Source organism: Bacillus sp. LNXM65 (assembly GCF_002998575.1).
Lineage (GTDB): Bacteria > Bacillota > Bacilli > Bacillales > Bacillaceae > Bacillus.
Map to the genome: position 1 here is coordinate 116,579 of NZ_PVRB01000008.1, position 18,180 is coordinate 134,758.

Sequence of the window (18,180 nt, forward strand, 5' to 3'; positions counted from 1 at the left end):
CTCACCCCACAATGACACTACTTTTCACTAGGTCAAAGGGGCGAAAAAGCTTTGTTTTTCGCGGTACCACCCTTGTTCACGGCAAAATCTGCTGCCGTCTCATGGACATCTTTCATCCATTTTGGTAACGAGTGAGCAATGTCACTCGGTCTGCCCTACTATCATTTCAAGCAGACACTCAGAGGTGAGTTCACTTTAGAAAGTAACACCGGTTTCCAGCTACCACCGGCTCTCTGTAGATACTGACTCTAAAGCTACTAGTCCTCTTCAACGTTTATCGATATCTATTTAGCTTGCGTGAATGTTTTCATCTGTAAATACGACTTTTTCTCCTTCTTCAACCACTCGCTTGCGGAATTGTTCAAGAAGTTTGTTTGTGTGGACCCCAGGTTTCCCTTCACCGATTGTACGGCCGTCAACCTTTACAACAGCGATCACTTCGGCTGCGGTTCCTGTCAGAAAAACTTCTTCTGCTGTATACACATCGTGCCTTGTGAATGGTTCTTCTTTCACTTCGTAGCCTAAGTCCTCCGCAATCTCCATGATGGCATTTCTTGTGATGCCTTCAAGAGCGCCGATATAACCTGGCGGTGTATAAAGCTTACCTTTTTTATAAATAAACACATTGTCTGCAGAACCTTCTGCCACGTACCCTTGATCGTTCAGCATCAGCGCTTCACTCACACCGGCCATATGGGCTTCGATTCGGACAAGGATGTTATTCAAATAATTTAATGATTTCACTTTTGGGCTCAGTACATCGGGACGATTTCGTCTCGTCGGTACCGTTACAATATCAATACCCGTTTCATATAGGTGCTTTGGAAAGATGGCCAGCGGCTCTACAATGATCACTGTGTTGGCTCTCCCGCAGTTGTTTGGATCTAAACCAAGATCACCAGCTCCTCTTGAGACAACAAGACGAATATAGGCATCCTTTAGGCCGTTCCTTTCAACTGTATGAATCATTTTTTCCGTGAGTTCCTCAAGTGAATATGGAATGTTCAGCATAATGGATCTGGCGGAATCATACAGGCGGTCTAAATGTTCTTTCATTCGAAAGATATTTCCGTTATACACGCGTATCCCTTCGAACACACCGTCACCATATAAGAAGCCATGATCATAAACTGAAATTTTTGCATCCTCTTTTTTCACGAGTTCATCGTTTAAAAAGATCCACTGTTCCTTTTGGTCTTCCATTTTCAGTGAGCACCCTCTCTTTCAAGCAAAAAGTAGTTGAATTTTCAGACACTTTTTATTGAAGCCTCTCACGCTTGCTCTGCGTGTTTGTTTAGCTTTTGTTGAACCCATCTTACGCCGCTTTCCATACAGTGTCAACAGCATTTTTAAAATTATTAGACAATTTAGACTAATCAAAATTAAATGTATACGCTTACACCTTTGCTAGACAAGGAATGAAAAAACTTAAAATTTTTTGTATTTTTTCTTCAATTTATTTAGTTTACCTGAACGCTTTTCTTTTGAGAAAACGTTTGTCATATTTTTTCACATCGTTTTTAATGAATACTGGTAGATTTCAACGCTTTTGATTTTCTTTCGGCATGCCTTTCTAAAGCGTTTTCCTATGAATTTATGATAGAATGAGAGCATCTTATAGAAGGAGGGCAATACATGGCTAACATCAGAGGTTATATCGGAACATATACAAAGGGAGACAGTAAAGGCATTTATACTTTCACATTAAATACGGACAAGCAGCAGATCGAACAAGTAAAAGTAGCTGCTGAACTTGAAAATCCTACATATTTAACCGTCTCAGATTCTCAAAAATTTGTGTATTCTGTTGTGAAAGAAGGATCACAGGGCGGCGTGGCTGCGTATCAAATTGATGCAGAAACCGGCACACTTCGTTTCATCAACCAAGAGCTTGCCGATGGCGCTTCTCCTTGCCACGTCAGCGTGGACAATCAAACAAAAACAGCTTTTACAGCAAACTATCATAAAGGAACAGCAGAGATGTATGAAATCGATGCTGAAAATGGCTCAGTCATCCGCACGCTGTCACAGGCGCAGCATGAAGGAACTGGACCAAACGAAGACCGTCAGGAAAAACCGCACACTCACTTTATGGGTCTGACACCAGATGAACAATTTGCAGTGGCTGTTGACCTTGGGACAGATGGCATTTATACGTATAAGAAAGAGGGCGGCAAACTCGAGCTCGCTCATACATTTGAAACAAAACCAGGCACCGGTCCTCGCCATATCACATTCCATCCAACGAAACCTGTGGCATATGTGATGACAGAGCTAAGCTCAGAGGTGATTGTGCTTCGTTACTTTGAAGATGGTCATTTCGAAGAGATCCAAACGATCGCAACCATTCCAAGCGACTTTACAGAGAACAATCAAGGCAGTGCCATTCACGTCTCTTCAGACGGGCAATTTGTTTATGCAGGAAACCGCGGACATGACAGCATTGCGATTTTTAAAGCAGACGCCGACGGCCAATTAAGTCTTGTCGAGATTGCTTCATCTGAAGGAAACTGGCCTAGAGACTTTGTGCTTGATCCAACTGAAGAATTCCTCGTCGGTTCAAACCAAGAATCTAGCAACCTAGTGTTATACAAACGCGACAAAGAAACAGGACGACTCACTGTCTTACAATCAGACATCACTGTTCCTCATCCAGTTTGCGTGAAATTTTTAGGATAATGAAAAAAGCCTCCGTTTTGGGGGCTTCAGCTTGTTGACAAAGGGCTAAAATGATTTTTATTTTAGCCCTTTGTCTTCTTTTCAGCGTGCAGACGGCATCCCGCCATCTTCAAGCTTTTGATCAATAAGAGACGTATCGGTTTTTTCACCGAACCATTTTGACAGCCTGTCCTTCGCTTTTCCTTTCACATCATCATCAATGTACATCGCTACTTGGAGCAGAGCAAATGTGATCGCTCCTAAATCATCTGTGTAGCCGACACCAATCAATGTATCAGGGATGAGGTCAATAGGAAGGATAAAGTATCCGAGTGCCCCAATAATAAGGGTTTTTGCTTTGACAGGCACTTCGGGTTTTTGCAATGTATAGTAAAGTAATAGCACAGCATAGACAAGAGAGACACCAGCCTTTTGTGCCGTCTTTTTTAACTTTTCCCAAAAGGCATGATCATTAAAATGCTTCTTCGAACGCTTTAATAGTTCTTTTTTCTCAGAACGGTTCATCATATCGCCTCCATCTACAGCATAGCCCTTTTCCCTTCGTTATACAAGATATCCGCCGATTCGACAAACAAAAAGCAGCAGAAAGCTGCTGCATTCTACTGCTCTTTGTAAAACTTTTCGATCGCCTTATCGATGTAGACCCATCCTTTATAAGACACATGAATTGTATCTTTAAAGAAGTAAGGATCGTATTCATGTTTAGTCAAATCTGCGACTTCATACCCATTATCTCGAATTTGACGATTGATTTTCTCATAATACTCTGTACGCCCCTCTTTCGGGAAACCGGTATAATCATACCATTTTCCATTGACAGGAATCGTCACAAACAAAGGCTTCGCCCCTGCCTGTTTTAAAATATCCAGCATGATTTGAAAATCTTTGTATTCTGGTGATTCCGCATAAGAGTGGTCTTCACGAGAATCTTTCATCTTTTTCATGATCGGTTTCAGCTTGCGGTCAAATAGTTTTTGATTAATATAAAACGGGTTGTTCCCTGCTTTTTCCGCACCTAAGACACTTGCTTCTTTTTCAAGCTCAGTCCATGTTTTTCCTTTGACAGAAGGAGACGGATGAAGCTTACGCTCTTTCCCCGATCCAATTGTATAGTACATGTCTTTCTTTTGAAGCATGCCATAATACATTTTTGCAATAGGAGAAATCGCGCCATAAGCGAATTTGTTCCCAGAAAGCTCTGCTTTAAAAAGTTCTGTGATGACCATGTCGTTCTTTACAGCTTTAAACGTCATGATTCTCTTGATCAGCTCTTTTTTCACAGCTGGATCAATTTCTTTATTATAAGCGAGATTAAGCGCTTGAAGCGCTGAATAGTTCGGTGCAAAGTGATTCTCGTCTGATCCCCATTTCACAAACCACTGCGGGGACACGATAAACACAAGCTTCTTCCCTTTTAATTCATCCATATGCGATGCGAAGTTCATCGCATGAATTAATGATTGTGACCCACCTTTTCCAATAAGATAAGGTGTAAACCCTTGAGGATTCTCATGAAAGAAATTCGAAGGGTGATATGGATCAAAACGTGATAGTTCAGAAGATCCATAGATCGGCAAATAAGTTGGATCTTTTAGCATTTCATCTTGTAAATAAAGCCCCTGAAACATCCCTGGATCTAATTCTGTGGCTGACTTTTGTAATTTGTCTTTTGGGATCAGATGTGAGAGCCATGCATTTGGTACAAGAAGAACACCAATGAATAGAACAGCCGCTAAAATAAGCGGCCCAAAAAAACGCTTTTTCATTACTTCATCTCTGCCAGCTGCTCAGCAATGTGATTCGGTGTATCCCACACATCACGATCGAACTCTGTAATCGGAACAGTGATTCCGAGCTGACTTTCAATTGCCATAAGCAGTTCTACTGTACCAAATGAATCTAGAAGACCTTCTTCAAAAATTGCAATCTCTGGATTTTCTTTCACAACGTCGTCCTGACAAACCTCTGCAATAATACCGTATACTTGATTTTTAAATTCCATAATTTTCTACTCCCTTAATGATTAATGATGAAATGGTTTTCCTGAAAAAATATAAAATCCGAAACAAATCACATGGAATGTAATAATGATCGACACAATCATTGTGACCTTATTATCCGGCCACCACTTGTGCTTTTTATTCCATTTCTCAAATAAATTGTAACCGGACATCACAACTGCGTGATATAGTCCGTAAATAATATATTGAAGTGCTAGACCATGCCAAGCACCCATCAATAGAAAGAGGACAAAGTACCCAATATTTGATACAGCCATACGGTTCTTGATCCACTTCTTTTTTGTCATAAAGAACACAAATCTCATAAACACGTAGTCTCTGAACCAGAAGGAGAGGGACATGTGCCAGCGATTCCAGAAGTCTTTAATGTTCCGGCTGATAAACGGTTTGTTAAAGTTTTCTGGTGATTTAATGCCCATCATATAACTCACACCAACAGCAAATGCTGTATATCCAGCAAAGTCAAAGAACAAATACATACTGTACGCATACATATACGTTAACTGTTGAACAAAGTGACTGCTGCTAATGTGATGAATATTCATGAGAATATACGTGTGAATCAGATAACCAATAATGAACTTATATAAGAAGCCGATAAAAATTTTATGAATACCGGCGTATAGAAGATCACTGTACGCTTCCTTTTCAGGCGGCGTATCCATATCCTTTTCAAACCGGCGGTAACGATCAATCGGACCTGATGAAATCGTCGGGAAAAAGACAATGAAATAGACCAAACGATGAATCGGAATTTTCTTCTTAATCAAGCCGTCTCTTGTCTCGATAATTAACTGGACACCTTTAAATGTTAGGTACGAGATTCCTAAAAAGCTCAGCCAGTTCATTGGCGGCGGTTGATGCGGCTGATGAGTTAAAAAGAACGGTAAAATCTTCGATAGCACAAGCGGCAAAATAGATGCCACCACTGCCATATAGAAGACAGACGCTTGATTCGCCTTCAGCCGGTACGAAAGGTACAAGCGGATGATCAAGATTTGCCACACTGTAAACAAGAAGAGCAGCAATGCGCCATGTGCATCCTTTGAGAAAATAAGCGCGAGCGCCACAACCGTTGCAAACATGTTGTAGCCCTGCATTCTTTTGCCGCGAAGACCAAGAATGATCGTCGGCAAAAGAAGAACACCAATTAGAATGAAGAAAAAGAATGAACTAAACGGAATCATAGAAGAACCTCTTTCGCGATTCTTTTACGGTCAACCTTCCCGTTTGGCGTCATGTACAGCTGCTCAAGATAGACAAACTTTCTTGGAATCATGTACGCAGGCAGTGAATCCGCCATTTCTTTCTTAATTGCACTTGTCAGCTGATATTCTTTTTCAAAAGAATGCGCTGCTGGAACAATGGCTGCAATTAAGTACTCCACATGACCGTTTGGCTGGAACGGCACAATCACACAAGCATTGACATACGTTGTCTCGCTCACATGATATTCAATTTCTTCAAGCTCCATTCGGTATCCATGCAGCTTAATTTGATAGTCCAGACGACCGTGGCATGTAATCAAACCATCCTGCGCCACACCTGCATCACCTGTACGGTAAGCAGGGCGTCCTTCGTATTCAAAGAACACTTTATCTGTTAAGGCTTGTTCACCTAAGTAGCCTCTCGTGACGCTTGGCCCTACGATGACAATTTCCCCTTTTTCACCATCAGGAAGGGTCTTGCCTTCTTCATCTAAAATGACGATATCTGTATCCGGTTTGGCGTAGCCGACTGGTAAAGAATCGTGCTGATCAAGAATCGCCTGCGTGACTTCAATCGATGTGATCGCAACAGTTGCTTCAGTCGGACCATACGTATTAAAGACCTGCGCTTTTGGAAAACGCTCAAGGAGCGCAGTTGCTACAGATACAGGAAGTGCCTCTCCGCAGAACAAGAAAACTTTCAACTCTGGTAAAAGCTCCCCTGTAAAGGAAGGGTCCATTAAGCACATTTGCACAAAGGAAGGTGTTGATGTCCACACTTCAACGTCAGATTGACCAAGTGCTGCAAACATATCCTTCGGCTTATTCACTAGATCTTTCACTAAACAGTACAGAGTACCGCCTGATTGAAGCGCTGGATACAAATCCATCACTGATAAGTCAAAAGAAAACGGTGCTTGATTTAAGAATGTGCGCCCCTCACCAATTGGGAAGTCTCGGCACATCCACTCTGTAAAGCTTTCTAAATTATTGGCTGTTACCTGAACGCCTTTCGGTTTTCCGGTACTGCCAGACGTATAAATGATGTAAAAAACATCATCCTGTTGAACCCACTGCGAGGATGGCGGTGCTTCTTTTTCAAGAGCTAAAAGAGATGCCGCACTTTTCACTTCAATGTGTTCTTCTACATCTAGTACATTCTGCTCATTTGCACAAATTAACAGACTGGCTTTTGAGCTTTCAATAATTGAGACGATACGCTCGGCAGGGATTGAGATGTCGACCGGTATATAAGGTCTGCCTGATTTCACACTACCTAAGAAAGAAATCAGCATCTCTGGCTCCATATGACCGTATACAATGACAGGTGCACTGCCAGTTGCGACTGCATCGATCGCACCAGCCATTTGGTCTGATAGATGCCAAAGCTCATCATATGTGATCGAAGCATGTTGAGAAACAAATGCTGGCTGTGTTGGTTTCGTTTGTTGGTATTCATGAATCGTGTGTAATAGTTTCATAGTTTAATCTCCAATTAAAAATCGTTGTAAATGAATGATCCCGTATTTGCTGTATGGAATCCGTAAATAAAGAACAATAATAGCAAAATAAGTAAGTAAAAACTCGTATATCCTATCCATTTTACAGACTTATTTTCTGATAGCTTTTTGAATAGCATATTGATAACCTCTTTTCTTTTGACACTTATAGAGACGCATGAATCATTAAAAGAGTTTCATACCAAAACATAAAAATTTTAAGAAATGATGAAAAAAGATGTCGAATCGATAAGCGTGTCTTTAGGCAAAGCTGTCTTATTGTAACAAAGATTTAATGTATTTGAAATGAAATTCGAGCTTAAATTTGCCTTAAAATTGCTGAAAGCTGTCGAATAAACGCAAAAGCCACCTAGTTTGCCTAGATGGCTTTGATTTCAATTACATTGAATTTGTGCGAATTTTATTTATCTAGAGAATATCTTTCAATAGCTTCTTCTGGAGACGTTTCTTTATCAAACACAAGATAACGACTATAAACTTCTTTTAGATGTACTGATTCTTCTAAATTATCTACTAATTCAAAGGTATCTAAAATTGCAACTACTTTGTTAGTAGTCATTCCACCCTCTGAATTTTCATAAGTTTCTTCTGGAAAGTTTTCGTGTATGATACTTTCAATTTCATCTGGTTTTTTTGTTTTTATTAGAAAAATTCTCTCTTCAAATATTTTTTCAGGGCTTAATCGTGGCGAAGTTGTTGATTCAAATAAAACTTTTACAGAATAAATATCGTACATAAATTATCACCTTTCATTTCATTTTTTCTTAAATCTGTTGTCTGTTAACAGTTTTTTAGCTTTTTTAGCATTCTTTTTTCCCTTTTTTGCGTCTTTGTTGATTTGTTCTATCGTTTTATTTAAGTATTCACTTGGAAACTCTTTTCTGATTGACCCTTTTCTATTCTTAGAGATGAATTGGTCTGCTGTCATTTTATGATGTTTGACAACTTGAGCCTCCCAAGAGTTTGAAGAAAATATCATACCACCTACAATGACAGCACCAGTTGCTAATACTGCAGCTTGTCCTAACCCTGGAATAAAGAAGAAAGGAAGTGGGATGGCAAATTTAGTTTCTGCAAGTTGATCAGGATTTAATTCTCCTTCAGATGATACAAAATCATTTGTGTTAATTACAACAGTTTCATTTTCTGATGCCTTTGCTGGTGCTTGTAAAACAAAGGTAAATACGGATATAGCTAATAGTGTGGAAATTATTTTTTTCATCATGTTAAATACTCCTTATAGTTTATTAGAAATTTACTTGAATAAAGATATTATATTAATTAGATTTTCAACAATTTTAAGGTAAATTTAAGAAAATTTGTTTTATATTAACGTCTCTGTAAATATTTCCTCCATTATATCTTGATAAAACCCATAGTTTCATGGGTATCTCATCAATCCATTATAAAAAAATCCGTCACAAGACAAGTGGGTTCTCCGTTTTGATCTATCCCCCAAAAGCTTGGATACATCCCGTCACCGAAGCCTGTTGTAAACATGGCAATGTCCACTTTGTCATGAAAACGGGTGACGAGCCAGTCCCATGTGTGCTTGTAGTTTTGCGCAAGAGCTTCTGCAAATTCCTCATAAAGATAAAAAATCATTGTCCTCTTTATATCGCTTATCCTCATAGGCTTGTAAATATAGTGCTGCTTCCGCATCCATGAAACAGCCCATACCCGTATTCACACCGTAGCCGAAGAACTCATCTTTTGTTAATTGAACGGGTTCCTGACCTGCTCTTGTGGCAAGCTCCCATTCTATTGCTTGCTCGTTTGTGAACTTGATTACTGCATAGGCGACGCGTTCGTCACCGCTTTCTAATCGCTTAACCATAAGTAGAATAGGATATTTTCCCGGATGAACCTTCTTAGAAAAAGATTGGTCTCCCTCTGAAACAAAAGGATCACAGACAACGATATGACCGCTTGTGATCTCGATATGTCCTAACTGTTTGACAAATAATTGATCACCTTCTGAGCTGCTTTTGTTCTCTCCATTTTCAAAAATTAAGTTTGTTGGATCGATGTTGTACAAGGGATCATTCCTTTCATTATTTTTCTGAGACGTTTGAGATTATGTATTTTTCAATTTCAAAGCATGATCATCCATAGAACATCCATTTCCAGTATCAACTCCATACCCTGAAAAGAATTTCCCCTGTAAATCGCTTTCTATCTGTCCATTTGATAATGCAAGCTCTCACTTAACACTCGCTTCATCTTCTCCTTCTACTATACACCTTAATTTTTTTAGTTGGAGAAAGAATATTCTCTCTTTTGAATATTTACCGCTTTGCAATGTCTTTTTCATTAGTTAAAAATAAATGGAAGGTTAATTAAAAAACACCCTTCCAATGGAGGGGCTGTGTTATTAACTATTTTCTTTGGAATATTTTTTTATCAATGTTTCGCTAATCCTGCTTACGATATAGATCGCAACCGCTAAAATCAGCATCAACGGAAACATGCTTAACCGATCATCTGCAACATAAACAATGATCCCCACAATCACAGCCACTACGATTGCCGTTAAAAAATGCTTCACCGCCATCTCACCCCTTTGTATAAATCATATACATTTTATTACACAAAAGGTTCAATTGAAATAATTTCCACAAAATCGGATATACGCAAGTCTAGATTGATTTCGACCACAAGCAGCAGTGGGTTTCCTTGTTTCGTCTAAAAGCGTGTTGCTCCCCTTCCTTATATTGTTCGTATAATCTCTATATGCTAAAATTAACTAAAATACCTAAATAATGGATCAACCGAGAGGTCCTTCAATGACACAGCAAAGCAAGCCATCCAAAACGTTATTAATTACTTTACCCGGGGCTATTATTGCCCTAGTGATGATCTTAGGGAAAATTGATACACCTGTAACAAATGTTTTATTTTATATTTGGCTTTTAGTGTTATGGGTTTAGTGGTTTCGAGCTTAATAAAGGACTACAAGAAAAAGAAAAATTAACTCTTCATCTAGGGAACTGTTGTTTATGCAGCTCCCTTTCTTTTGGTATACACTTTCAAAATTCTAATTTAAAGCAAAAGCTAAACTTAAATTTCAAAACAAAAAAAAGCCTGAAATCCTTTCATACCAAGGATTTCAGGCTTTTAAAATAGTACGTCCCAGGAGAGATTCGAACTCCCGACCGACGCCTTAGAAGGGCGTTGCTCTATCCAGCTGAGCTACTGGGACATGTTGTTATGTAGTGTTCTGTTGGTGAGTACCTCACCGACAAGATTTATTATATTACTATTGTTCTTTAAAGTCAACGGTTTTTCGAAAGTTTTTTTCATAAGGGGCAAATGCTGCACCCTTATGAAATACCTTCCAATGTGACAGTGTTTTCGAGGTCTTGTATGACCAGACCTTCGTCTGTGAAAAACTGTACGTTTGCTTCGCTTCCATCTAGTGTCAGTATCGCATAGCTGCGCTCTTTACGCATTCTTGGCAGGTGCACGCTGCCTGGGTTAATGAGCAGTTTTCCTCTTAGCAGTTCACTGCCTGGGATGTGCGAATGACCAAAGCAGATAATGTCTGCGCCTAGCTCTTCTGCACGGTAGTAGACTTGAAGCAAGGATTGTTTGATGCCATGCAGATGTCCGTGAGTGAGAAATAGTTTTCCGCCTCCATCAAGTGGGAGCAGGAGCTCTTCTTCAAAATCGCCCATAAAGTCACAATTTCCTTTGACGACTTTGTATCCTTCGAGTGCTGGGTGGTTCGTTTCGAGTTCTGAATCTCCGCAGTGAATCATCATGTCGACTTCAGCCGCGTGCCGTTTGGCAATGGTTTGAAGTTCGTCTGTGAGTCCATGACTGTCACTCATGATGAGTATCTTCATGGCTTCATTCCCCCTTATTCATTTGCGTCTAGCAGTGATGAAAGCTTTTGAAGCGCGACCGCTCGATGGCTGATCTTGTTTTTCTCCTCTGGTGATAACTCGGCCATCGTCTGGTCTTTGTCTTTGACGATGAAAATGGGGTCGTATCCGAAGCCGTTTTCGCCGATTGGTTCCTCTGCGATGAAGCCTTCTACTGATCCTTCTACCGTCTTTGTTTCTTTGCCCGGTATGCTGACAGCCAGGGCACATCTGAATCTGGCTGTGCGGTCTTCTTTTTCAATTCCTTGCAGTTCGCTCAGCACTTTTTCCACATTCTCAGCATCGTTTTTATGCTCACCAGCGTATCTCGCTGAATATACGCCAGGTTTTCCGCCAAGATAGTCAATCGACAAACCGGAATCGTCTGCAATGACCATTTCACCTGCTTTGGCTTGAATCGCCTCGGCTTTGATGATGGCATTTTCTTCGAAGGTTTGTCCTGTTTCTTCAATCTCTTCAGTAAAGCCGATGTCTGCTAGTGTTTTGACCGTGAATCCTTTTGGCTCAAGAATGGCTTTGAATTCTTTCGCTTTGCCCGCATTGTGCGTTGCAATGATGGCTGTTTTCATCCTGATCAAACCCTTCTTTTTATTCGATGACTTCTCCTGTCACTGCTTTTTGCTTTTCGATTAATTCTTTGATGCCCTTTTCGGCTAAATCAAGCAGTCCGTTTAGCTGTTCTCTTGAGAATGTCGCTTCTTCGCCTGTCCCTTGAAGTTCAACAAAGCGTCCAGCGCCTGTCATGATGACATTCATATCTACTTCAGCTGAAGAATCTTCTTCATAATTTAAATCTAACAGAAGACCCTGCTGAGAATCAATTCCGACGGATATCGCCGCTAAATAATCAGTGATCGGGTTTTCTTTGATAACTCCTTCTGCTCGAAGCTTTTGAATCGCAAGTGTCATGGCGACAAAAGCACCGGTAATGGATGCTGTGCGTGTTCCGCCGTCTGCTTGAATGACATCACAGTCAATCCAAATCGTGCGTTCGCCAAGCTTTTCTAAGTCAACGACTGCACGGAGTGCTCGTCCAATTAAGCGCTGAATCTCCATTGTACGTCCTGTCACTTTTCCTTTAGAAGATTCTCTCATCGTTCTTTGTGCGGTTGCTCTTGGAAGCATGCTATATTCTGCTGTAATCCAGCCTTTTCCTTCTCCTCTTAAAAAAGGAGGTACACGGTCTTCGATGGATGCGTTACAAATCACCTTCGTATTTCCCGATGAGATTAAGACAGAGCCTTCTGGATGCTTAATGTAGCCTGCCTCTATTTCAACTTTTCTTAATTCGTCATATTGTCTTTCATCTAATCTCATGATTTACCTCCATTACGATATACATTCCGCGCGGGTGCCAGCGGGGTTCTCCTACTAACTTTGACAACCTAGGCTCGTTCTAATCGCTTGGAATAAAAAAGAGGCAGCGAATATGCATGCCTCTTTTTCTCCATTATATCAATGTGTGCCGTTAAAAACTACCTGTATTCACTTGTTCTGGTCTTGAAACCGGCTTTGTCAGCTCTGCTCCTTTTTCGTTCACAAGCTCAGCCTTGCCGTTTACCTTAACCGATACGCTTTTGACGTCCGGCAGCTCTGTTAATGTGAGCACAATGCTATCAAGAACTTTTTGTGAAATGACCTTTTTCTTTTCATCTGCACTGCCAAAAATGGATTCGTTGAAATCAAGTGTCACATGTCCGTCTTTTACTTTCGGGATATCATTCAGCTTTACATCTTGATCAAAGTCTGTGAGCAAATGGCTTTTTTTGCTTGGTCCAGAGACGAGCTCATCAATGGCTGCTGTAATCGGATCATCCTCGTCTTTTGGCGCTCTTTTGGTCACAGGAACATAGTACGTCTGTTCATCAGATTCAGCTAAGTAGTAAACCGTCACTGGCTTTGTCGATGTCATATCAGCGGCAGCCTCGTGCTGAATATTTATACCGTCTTCTCTGCTTAAATCATCGGAGATCGGTGTACCGTTCACAGGCATTTCTTTTAGTTCATGTCCATTCATTTTCAATTTGACTTTGGCGACAGAATCAAACTGCGTTAACGTCCAAGTGACAGATTGCAGGATGCGCTGTTCGTCTTCTTTTTTATAGTTTTTAAATTCATTTGAAAAATCCACTACGGCCGTTCCGTCTTTAATGTCGACAGATACGGTCGTGTCGGCCGGCAAAACAGCTCGGAACCCATTTGGCATGAGGTTAGAAATCGGTCCTCCGTCCACGAGATATTCAAGGGTTTGTTTGGCACTTCCTTCGTTTTTCGGCAGCGGAATGGATTGAGAGACGACATACCCGTTTTTATCAATTAAATATAATTCTCTCATGACTGTATCTGCCTTCTTCTCTTCTTTTCCTTCTTTGGCTGTTTGTTTATCTTCTTTATTTTCTTTCACATATGTGACGTTTTGTGGCGGGTCAATCTCTGTTTTCGCTTGGTCTGTTTGAAACAATCCGCATCCTGACAAAAGCATGGCTGACGCGATACACGTCACAGCTGCTGTAGATCCTTTTTTCAGCATACTTCACCCTCCTCTAGTAGTTTGTACTACTATGTATACGAGCTCCTCATGTGGATTAGACCCTTTTCATAAAAAAATAACCCACCTCAAGAAGAAGCGGGTTATTGCTGATAGACCAGTTCAAGTGATACGGTTTCGACCTTCCCTGGGAGGTAGCCAAACCAGTCACGAGCGATGTTTTCAAAATTTTGCTGCTGCCCTGTTGTATAAAATGTATGAACAGGTGCTTCTTGAGAAGTGTTTAACAGCCCTTTATACGAAAGAATCGTACTGGCTTCTCTAGCTGTCTCATCCCCTGATGAAATAATGCTCACATCACTGCCCATAAAGCGCTGAATCGGCTCTTTTAAAATCGGATAGTGCGTGCAGCCAAGAATGAGCGTATCAATTCCTGTTTCTTTCATTGGTTCAAGGGAATCTTTCACCACTTCATCTGCTGTCTGATCTAAAAACGTACCGCTTTCCACAAATGGGACAAGCAGCGGACATGCCAGACTTTGAACCGCTAGTCCTGCTTTTAGGGATAGCAGTGCTTCTTTGTATGCCTCGCTTTTGATCGTATTGGCTGTACCAATGACACCAATCTGCTGATTGTTTGTCACCTTGATGGCTGTACGGGCGCCGGGCTGAATCACGCCAATGACCGGAATATCAAGCGTTGCTTTGATTTCATCAAGTGCGATCGCCGTCGCTGTGTTGCATGCGATGACGAGCATTTTAATATGGTGATGTCTTAATAAGTAGTGTGCCATTTCCCAAGTATATTGAAGAACCTCTTCTTCTTTCCGCGGGCCATACGGACACCGTTTTGTATCGCCTACGTAAATGATCTTTTCTTTTGGCAGTTGTCTCATGATTTCCTTTGCAACGGTTAAACCGCCGACGCCGGAATCAATCACGCCGATTGGTTGATCCAACAAAATCGCCTCATTTTCTTTTCATTTGCTGCTGTAGTTTCGTTAAGGATTGGTTGAAAACGATGGCTTCTTCTTCTGAGAAAGCCCCTAGAAGTTCACTGACGTATTCTTGGCGTTTGACAATCACTTCTTGAATGATCCGCTCGCCTTCAGGTAATAAATGAATGCGAACCACGCGGCGGTCAGAAGGATCTTTTACTCGTTCAACAAGTTCACTTTTCTCCATTCGATCAATTAAGTCGGTGGTTGTACTGCAAGCCAAATACATCTTTTGTGATAGCTCACCTATTGTCATATCTCCGAATTCATAAAGCCACTGAAGCCCTACAAATTGAGGAGGTGTAATCGTATATTGATTCAGGATTTCTCTGCCTTTTTGCTTAATAATTGCAGCAATATGGCGCAATGATTTCTCAATCTCTGCTACATGGTCGAACTCATTCGTTTCCATTTCATTGATACCTCACTATAGCATCTCACTTTGATTAAAACGTACATTCCTATTTTCCTCGTTTTTCAGAGAAAATGCAAGAAGAGACTCATGGAAACCATATAGAAATAACCGGTTCCTCCCTAGTGTGGAAGGAAAACCGGCTGACTTTAGAGCTCTAGCTCACCCATACGCAGAAGCTCGACGACGGCCTGTGAACGACCTTTGACTCCTAGCTTTTGCATGGCATTCGAAATATGATTTCGAACAGTCTTTTCGCTAATAAAAAGCTCGCTTGCAATTTCTTTAGTTGTTTTATCTTGGACGAGCAATTCGAATACTTCTCTTTCTCTTTTGGTTAATAGCGGCTTGGATTGAAACTCTTTCTCCTTCAAGTATTGTAACCCTCCTTGCTAAGGTGAGAGCTCTAGTCTCTATAGAATGGGATTCTGTATAGTCGAGATATCATATGCCGGGTGCCCGAGGTAGGTGACGTTAAAATCGAGAATTCCCGCATATGAGCGTCCAATTTGTGCGCTTTTATCCGCACAAAAAAGGACGAGTCTCCTATCCGAGACATCGTCCTTTTCATACACGTATTTAAAAGATAGAAATGGCTCCTGTTAACAAAGCGATCAATGTTGTAAAAAGGGCTGTTAACACAGTCCACAGCAGTGCGTATTTTTGCAAATCGCCAATATCTTTGTTCAGCATACTGACAAGAAGCAGCGTTGAAGCCACAAGAGGGCTCAGCAAGTGGACAGGCTGTCCTAAAATAGAGGCGCGTGCAATTTCCACTGGATCAATCCCGTAAGCTGCGCCAGCTTCTGCCAAGATTGGCAGCACCCCGAAATAATAAGCATCATTTGAAAGAACAAATGTAAATGGCATACTCGTCAAAGCAACAATCAGCGGGAAAAATGAGCTGTAGGAATCCGGAATCATGTAAATCACCAAATTGGCAATGGACTCAACCATTTTTGTTCCCGAAAAGATCCCTGTGAAAATCCCTGCTGCAAATACAAGTGTGATGACCGTTAATGCGTTTCCTGCATGCGATAAGATTCTCTCGCGCTGATCTTCAACCTTTGGATAGTTGATCATGAGAGCGATGACAAATCCAATTAAGAAGAGTACAGGTATTGGTATAATATCTAGGACTAGTGTGGCCATGACAGCAATTGTGAGGAAGAAGTTGATCCAAATGAGGTTTGGTCTCTTCATGTCTTCTACGCCATCCTCAATTGACGCAGCCAATTCAGGAGAAATGGACACCTCTTCTTTGTGCTGAATCTCTGCGATCCCAATCCGTTTTCTTTCTTTTTTCCCAAGTACATAAGCAGTAAAAAGTATAAAAAGACCGCCTCCAACCATCGTTGGGAGTAATGGAATGAAAAATTCGCCTGCATCCAAGCCAAGCGCAGCAATTGCACGAGTAGCTGGACCGCCCCATGGCGTCATTCCGCTCATAATTCCTAATGATAATAATGAAACTGTTCCTAAAATTAACGGGTTCATCCCAATTCTTAAGAAAAGTGGCAGCATAGCTGATACGGTAATCATGTAAGTTGTTGTTCCATCACCATCTAATGCAACAAGCATAGACAAAATTGCTACCCCAAAAGCAATTTTGACAGGATCACCTTTCACAATACGTAAAATGAGTTTAATCAGTGGATCAAACAGCCCAGCATCCAGCATGACACCAAAGAATAAAATCGCAAATAACAATAAAGCAGCTGATGGTGCAACAGTTTTAAGTCCATCAAGCATCATGTCCCCTAATCCGCGGTTAAAACCACCGATCAATGCAAATATGATAGGTACAACGGTTAGAGCCACCACCGGATGCATACGTTTTGTCATAATGAGAAATGTAAATGTCAAGACCATCAAGATCCCTAAAATAGCTAGCACTTTATATCCCTCCATCCTCTTCTTTACGCGATCAGCAAGCGCCCCTTTGCACTTGCGATGAATGTTAGCGCTTTCTATTTCAAGGATATAATAGCTCTTTTTATAATGAAAATATTGATTTTTTCGTATATTCTATAAAATTCTTTTATAATCAACCTTGCTGACTTCTTAAAAACTCAATGAATGCTTTCACAACAGATAAATGAAGGGAGTCTGGCTGGTACATAAGCCATGTATCTCTTAAAACGGGCTGTCCATCTTTATACGAAAGACCTTTTACAAATAGCTCATCACTTGGTCTGAGGCAAATTTCTGGGACAATGGCATAGCCTAAACCATGCTTGACCATCTCTTTTGATGTATCCTGACGGTCTGTCTCCATCGTCACAAGCGGAGGCATTGTGAACGTTTCCTGCCACCATCTGTTAATCAATCGTTTTAATGAACTATCTGTATGATAGTCAATGAGCGGCAGCTTTGGGAGGTCTTTCAGCTGGATTTCTGATTTTGAAATGATACAAAGCCGCTCTTTATCGAGCAAAAACCGCTCTCCATTCCAGTCGTAATCCCCTCTTAAAATCCCTAAATGGACACTTGATGTGCCTAATAAGTCCATGACTTTCGTGCTCCAGCCTGTATTCACCATAAATTGAACATGTGGATACTGCTTAGAAAATTCTTTTAAAATTTCTGGCAGTTTATACTGGGCAAAGTTACTTGAGACCCCTAACCGAATTGTTCCTTTGACCTTTTTTTGCATATTGAGCATGCCATCTTTCGTTTGCTGGAGCTGTTTGAGCATGTCATTTGCGTATTTAGCCAAGTACTCGCCCTCTGACGTAAATTCAATTCCTCGTTTTCTTTTAAAGAAAAGCTTCATATCAAACTCCTCTTCAAGCTGTTTCAATCGATAGCTTAAGGCAGGCTGAGAGACAAATAATTTTTCTGCCGCTTTTGTGATGTTCTTTTCTTCATAGAGCACCTTTAGAAACCGCCAATCTTTTTCATCCATTATATGCCCTCCTTTTTTACTAATTATAAAATATTTTTATTGATTATTCTCAAAATAAT

General features: G+C 40.7%; 22 protein-coding genes, 1 tRNA gene, 1 pseudogene and 1 other annotated feature. Of the genes and pseudogenes, 2 read left to right on the forward strand and 22 right to left on the reverse strand.

All coding sequences use genetic code 11. From position 1 onward, the window contains the following. Nucleotides 1-33 precede the first annotated feature (33 nt). Nucleotides 34-280, reverse strand: a binding site (T-box leader). Nucleotides 281-288: 8 nt separating this feature from the next. Continuing rightward, nucleotides 289-1,203 (reverse strand): branched-chain-amino-acid transaminase, encoded by a 915-nt coding sequence (gene ilvE / locus C6Y03_RS16135; RefSeq protein ID WP_003216381.1) that lies wholly within the window; start codon nt 1,201-1,203, stop codon nt 289-291. Nucleotides 1,204-1,635: 432 nt separating this feature from the next. Between ilvE and C6Y03_RS16140 the strand changes: the two genes are divergently transcribed. Continuing rightward, nucleotides 1,636-2,679, forward strand: coding sequence for a lactonase family protein (locus C6Y03_RS16140; RefSeq protein ID WP_066030584.1), 1,044 nt, complete (start codon nt 1,636-1,638; stop codon nt 2,677-2,679). Between the two features lie 81 nt (nt 2,680-2,760). Here C6Y03_RS16140 and C6Y03_RS16145 read toward each other — a convergent pair whose 3' ends face one another. The 11 genes from C6Y03_RS16145 to C6Y03_RS16195 all read right to left on the reverse strand — a co-directional run bounded on the left by C6Y03_RS16145 (nt 2,761) and on the right by C6Y03_RS16195 (nt 9,982). After that, nucleotides 2,761-3,183, reverse strand: coding sequence for a YkvA family protein (locus C6Y03_RS16145; RefSeq protein WP_034661711.1), 423 nt, complete (start codon nt 3,181-3,183; stop codon nt 2,761-2,763). Between the two features lie 95 nt (nt 3,184-3,278). Next, complete coding sequence (gene dltD, locus C6Y03_RS16150) at nt 3,279-4,445, reverse strand: D-alanyl-lipoteichoic acid biosynthesis protein DltD (protein WP_066030583.1); 1,167 nt, start codon at nt 4,443-4,445, stop codon at nt 3,279-3,281. After that, a complete protein-coding gene (gene dltC / locus C6Y03_RS16155; protein ID WP_024423191.1) occupies nt 4,445-4,681 on the reverse strand; it encodes a D-alanine--poly(phosphoribitol) ligase subunit 2 in 237 nt (78 codons plus the stop codon). Before dltC ends, dltD begins: the two co-directional genes overlap by 1 nt. A gap of 21 nt (nt 4,682-4,702) precedes the next feature. Then, nucleotides 4,703-5,887 carry a D-alanyl-lipoteichoic acid biosynthesis protein DltB gene (dltB, locus tag C6Y03_RS16160; protein WP_106039622.1) on the reverse strand — a complete coding sequence of 395 codons (1,185 nt, stop codon included), beginning with the start codon at nt 5,885-5,887 and terminating at the stop codon, nt 4,703-4,705. Then, nucleotides 5,884-7,389: a D-alanine--poly(phosphoribitol) ligase subunit DltA gene (gene dltA, locus C6Y03_RS16165; RefSeq protein ID WP_106039623.1), complete on the reverse strand. Its 1,506-nt coding sequence runs from the start codon at nt 7,387-7,389 to the stop codon at nt 5,884-5,886. Before dltA ends, dltB begins: the two co-directional genes overlap by 4 nt. 14 nt (nt 7,390-7,403) lie before the next feature. Then, a complete protein-coding gene (locus tag C6Y03_RS16170; RefSeq protein ID WP_024427820.1) occupies nt 7,404-7,553 on the reverse strand; it encodes a teichoic acid D-Ala incorporation-associated protein DltX in 150 nt (49 codons plus the stop codon). Between the two features lie 275 nt (nt 7,554-7,828). Continuing rightward, on the reverse strand, nt 7,829-8,164 hold the full coding sequence (locus C6Y03_RS16175) for a DUF4288 domain-containing protein (protein WP_060596905.1): 336 nt from the start codon (nt 8,162-8,164) through the stop codon (nt 7,829-7,831). A gap of 18 nt (nt 8,165-8,182) precedes the next feature. Then, nucleotides 8,183-8,653 carry a hypothetical protein gene (locus C6Y03_RS16180; RefSeq protein ID WP_106039624.1) on the reverse strand — a complete coding sequence of 157 codons (471 nt, stop codon included), beginning with the start codon at nt 8,651-8,653 and terminating at the stop codon, nt 8,183-8,185. A 170-nt stretch (nt 8,654-8,823) separates the two neighbouring features. Continuing rightward, the gene (locus C6Y03_RS19680; RefSeq protein ID WP_060596907.1) at nt 8,824-9,033 is read right to left on the reverse strand and encodes a DUF4241 domain-containing protein; all 210 of its coding nucleotides are present in this window, start codon (nt 9,031-9,033) and stop codon (nt 8,824-8,826) included. Next, nucleotides 9,014-9,466, reverse strand: coding sequence for a DUF4241 domain-containing protein (locus C6Y03_RS16190; protein ID WP_106039625.1), 453 nt, complete (start codon nt 9,464-9,466; stop codon nt 9,014-9,016). Before C6Y03_RS16190 ends, C6Y03_RS19680 begins: the two co-directional genes overlap by 20 nt. Nucleotides 9,467-9,802: 336 nt before the next feature. Next, nucleotides 9,803-9,982, reverse strand: a complete 180-nt coding sequence (locus C6Y03_RS16195; RefSeq protein ID WP_060596909.1) for a hypothetical protein — start codon at nt 9,980-9,982, stop codon at nt 9,803-9,805. 232 nt (nt 9,983-10,214) lie between these two features. Here C6Y03_RS16195 and C6Y03_RS16200 point away from each other — a divergent pair. Then, nucleotides 10,215-10,402, forward strand: a pseudogene (locus C6Y03_RS16200) (hypothetical protein). Between the two features lie 154 nt (nt 10,403-10,556). On the opposite strand, the gene C6Y03_RS16205 reads toward C6Y03_RS16200, so the two are convergent. The 10 genes from C6Y03_RS16205 to C6Y03_RS16250 form a co-directional block, all read right to left on the reverse strand. Beyond that, nucleotides 10,557-10,630, reverse strand: a tRNA-Arg gene (locus C6Y03_RS16205). 121 nt (nt 10,631-10,751) lie between these two features. After that, nucleotides 10,752-11,276, reverse strand: coding sequence for a YfcE family phosphodiesterase (locus C6Y03_RS16210; protein WP_106039626.1), 525 nt, complete (start codon nt 11,274-11,276; stop codon nt 10,752-10,754). Between the two features lie 14 nt (nt 11,277-11,290). After that, on the reverse strand, nt 11,291-11,893 hold the full coding sequence (locus C6Y03_RS16215) for an XTP/dITP diphosphatase (RefSeq protein WP_181185471.1): 603 nt from the start codon (nt 11,891-11,893) through the stop codon (nt 11,291-11,293). Between the two features lie 10 nt (nt 11,894-11,903). Continuing rightward, complete coding sequence (gene rph, locus C6Y03_RS16220; protein WP_060596912.1) at nt 11,904-12,632, reverse strand: ribonuclease PH; 729 nt, start codon at nt 12,630-12,632, stop codon at nt 11,904-11,906. A gap of 151 nt (nt 12,633-12,783) precedes the next feature. Beyond that, nucleotides 12,784-13,845, reverse strand: a complete 1,062-nt coding sequence (locus C6Y03_RS16225) for a GerMN domain-containing protein (RefSeq protein ID WP_106039627.1) — start codon at nt 13,843-13,845, stop codon at nt 12,784-12,786. A 101-nt stretch (nt 13,846-13,946) separates the two neighbouring features. Continuing rightward, nucleotides 13,947-14,765 carry a glutamate racemase gene (gene racE, locus C6Y03_RS16230; RefSeq protein WP_106039628.1) on the reverse strand — a complete coding sequence of 273 codons (819 nt, stop codon included), beginning with the start codon at nt 14,763-14,765 and terminating at the stop codon, nt 13,947-13,949. A 7-nt stretch (nt 14,766-14,772) separates the two neighbouring features. Further along, nucleotides 14,773-15,213: a MarR family winged helix-turn-helix transcriptional regulator gene (locus tag C6Y03_RS16235; protein WP_003216546.1), complete on the reverse strand. Its 441-nt coding sequence runs from the start codon at nt 15,211-15,213 to the stop codon at nt 14,773-14,775. A gap of 149 nt (nt 15,214-15,362) precedes the next feature. Continuing rightward, entirely contained in the window at nt 15,363-15,587 is a 225-nt protein-coding gene (gene gerE, locus C6Y03_RS16240) for a spore germination transcription factor GerE (RefSeq protein ID WP_003184172.1), read from the reverse strand. A gap of 205 nt (nt 15,588-15,792) precedes the next feature. Beyond that, nucleotides 15,793-17,109: a CitMHS family transporter gene (locus tag C6Y03_RS16245; protein ID WP_106039629.1), complete on the reverse strand. Its 1,317-nt coding sequence runs from the start codon at nt 17,107-17,109 to the stop codon at nt 15,793-15,795. A gap of 151 nt (nt 17,110-17,260) precedes the next feature. After that, nucleotides 17,261-18,121 carry a LysR family transcriptional regulator gene (locus C6Y03_RS16250; protein ID WP_060596953.1) on the reverse strand — a complete coding sequence of 287 codons (861 nt, stop codon included), beginning with the start codon at nt 18,119-18,121 and terminating at the stop codon, nt 17,261-17,263. Nucleotides 18,122-18,180: the final 59 nt, after the last annotated feature.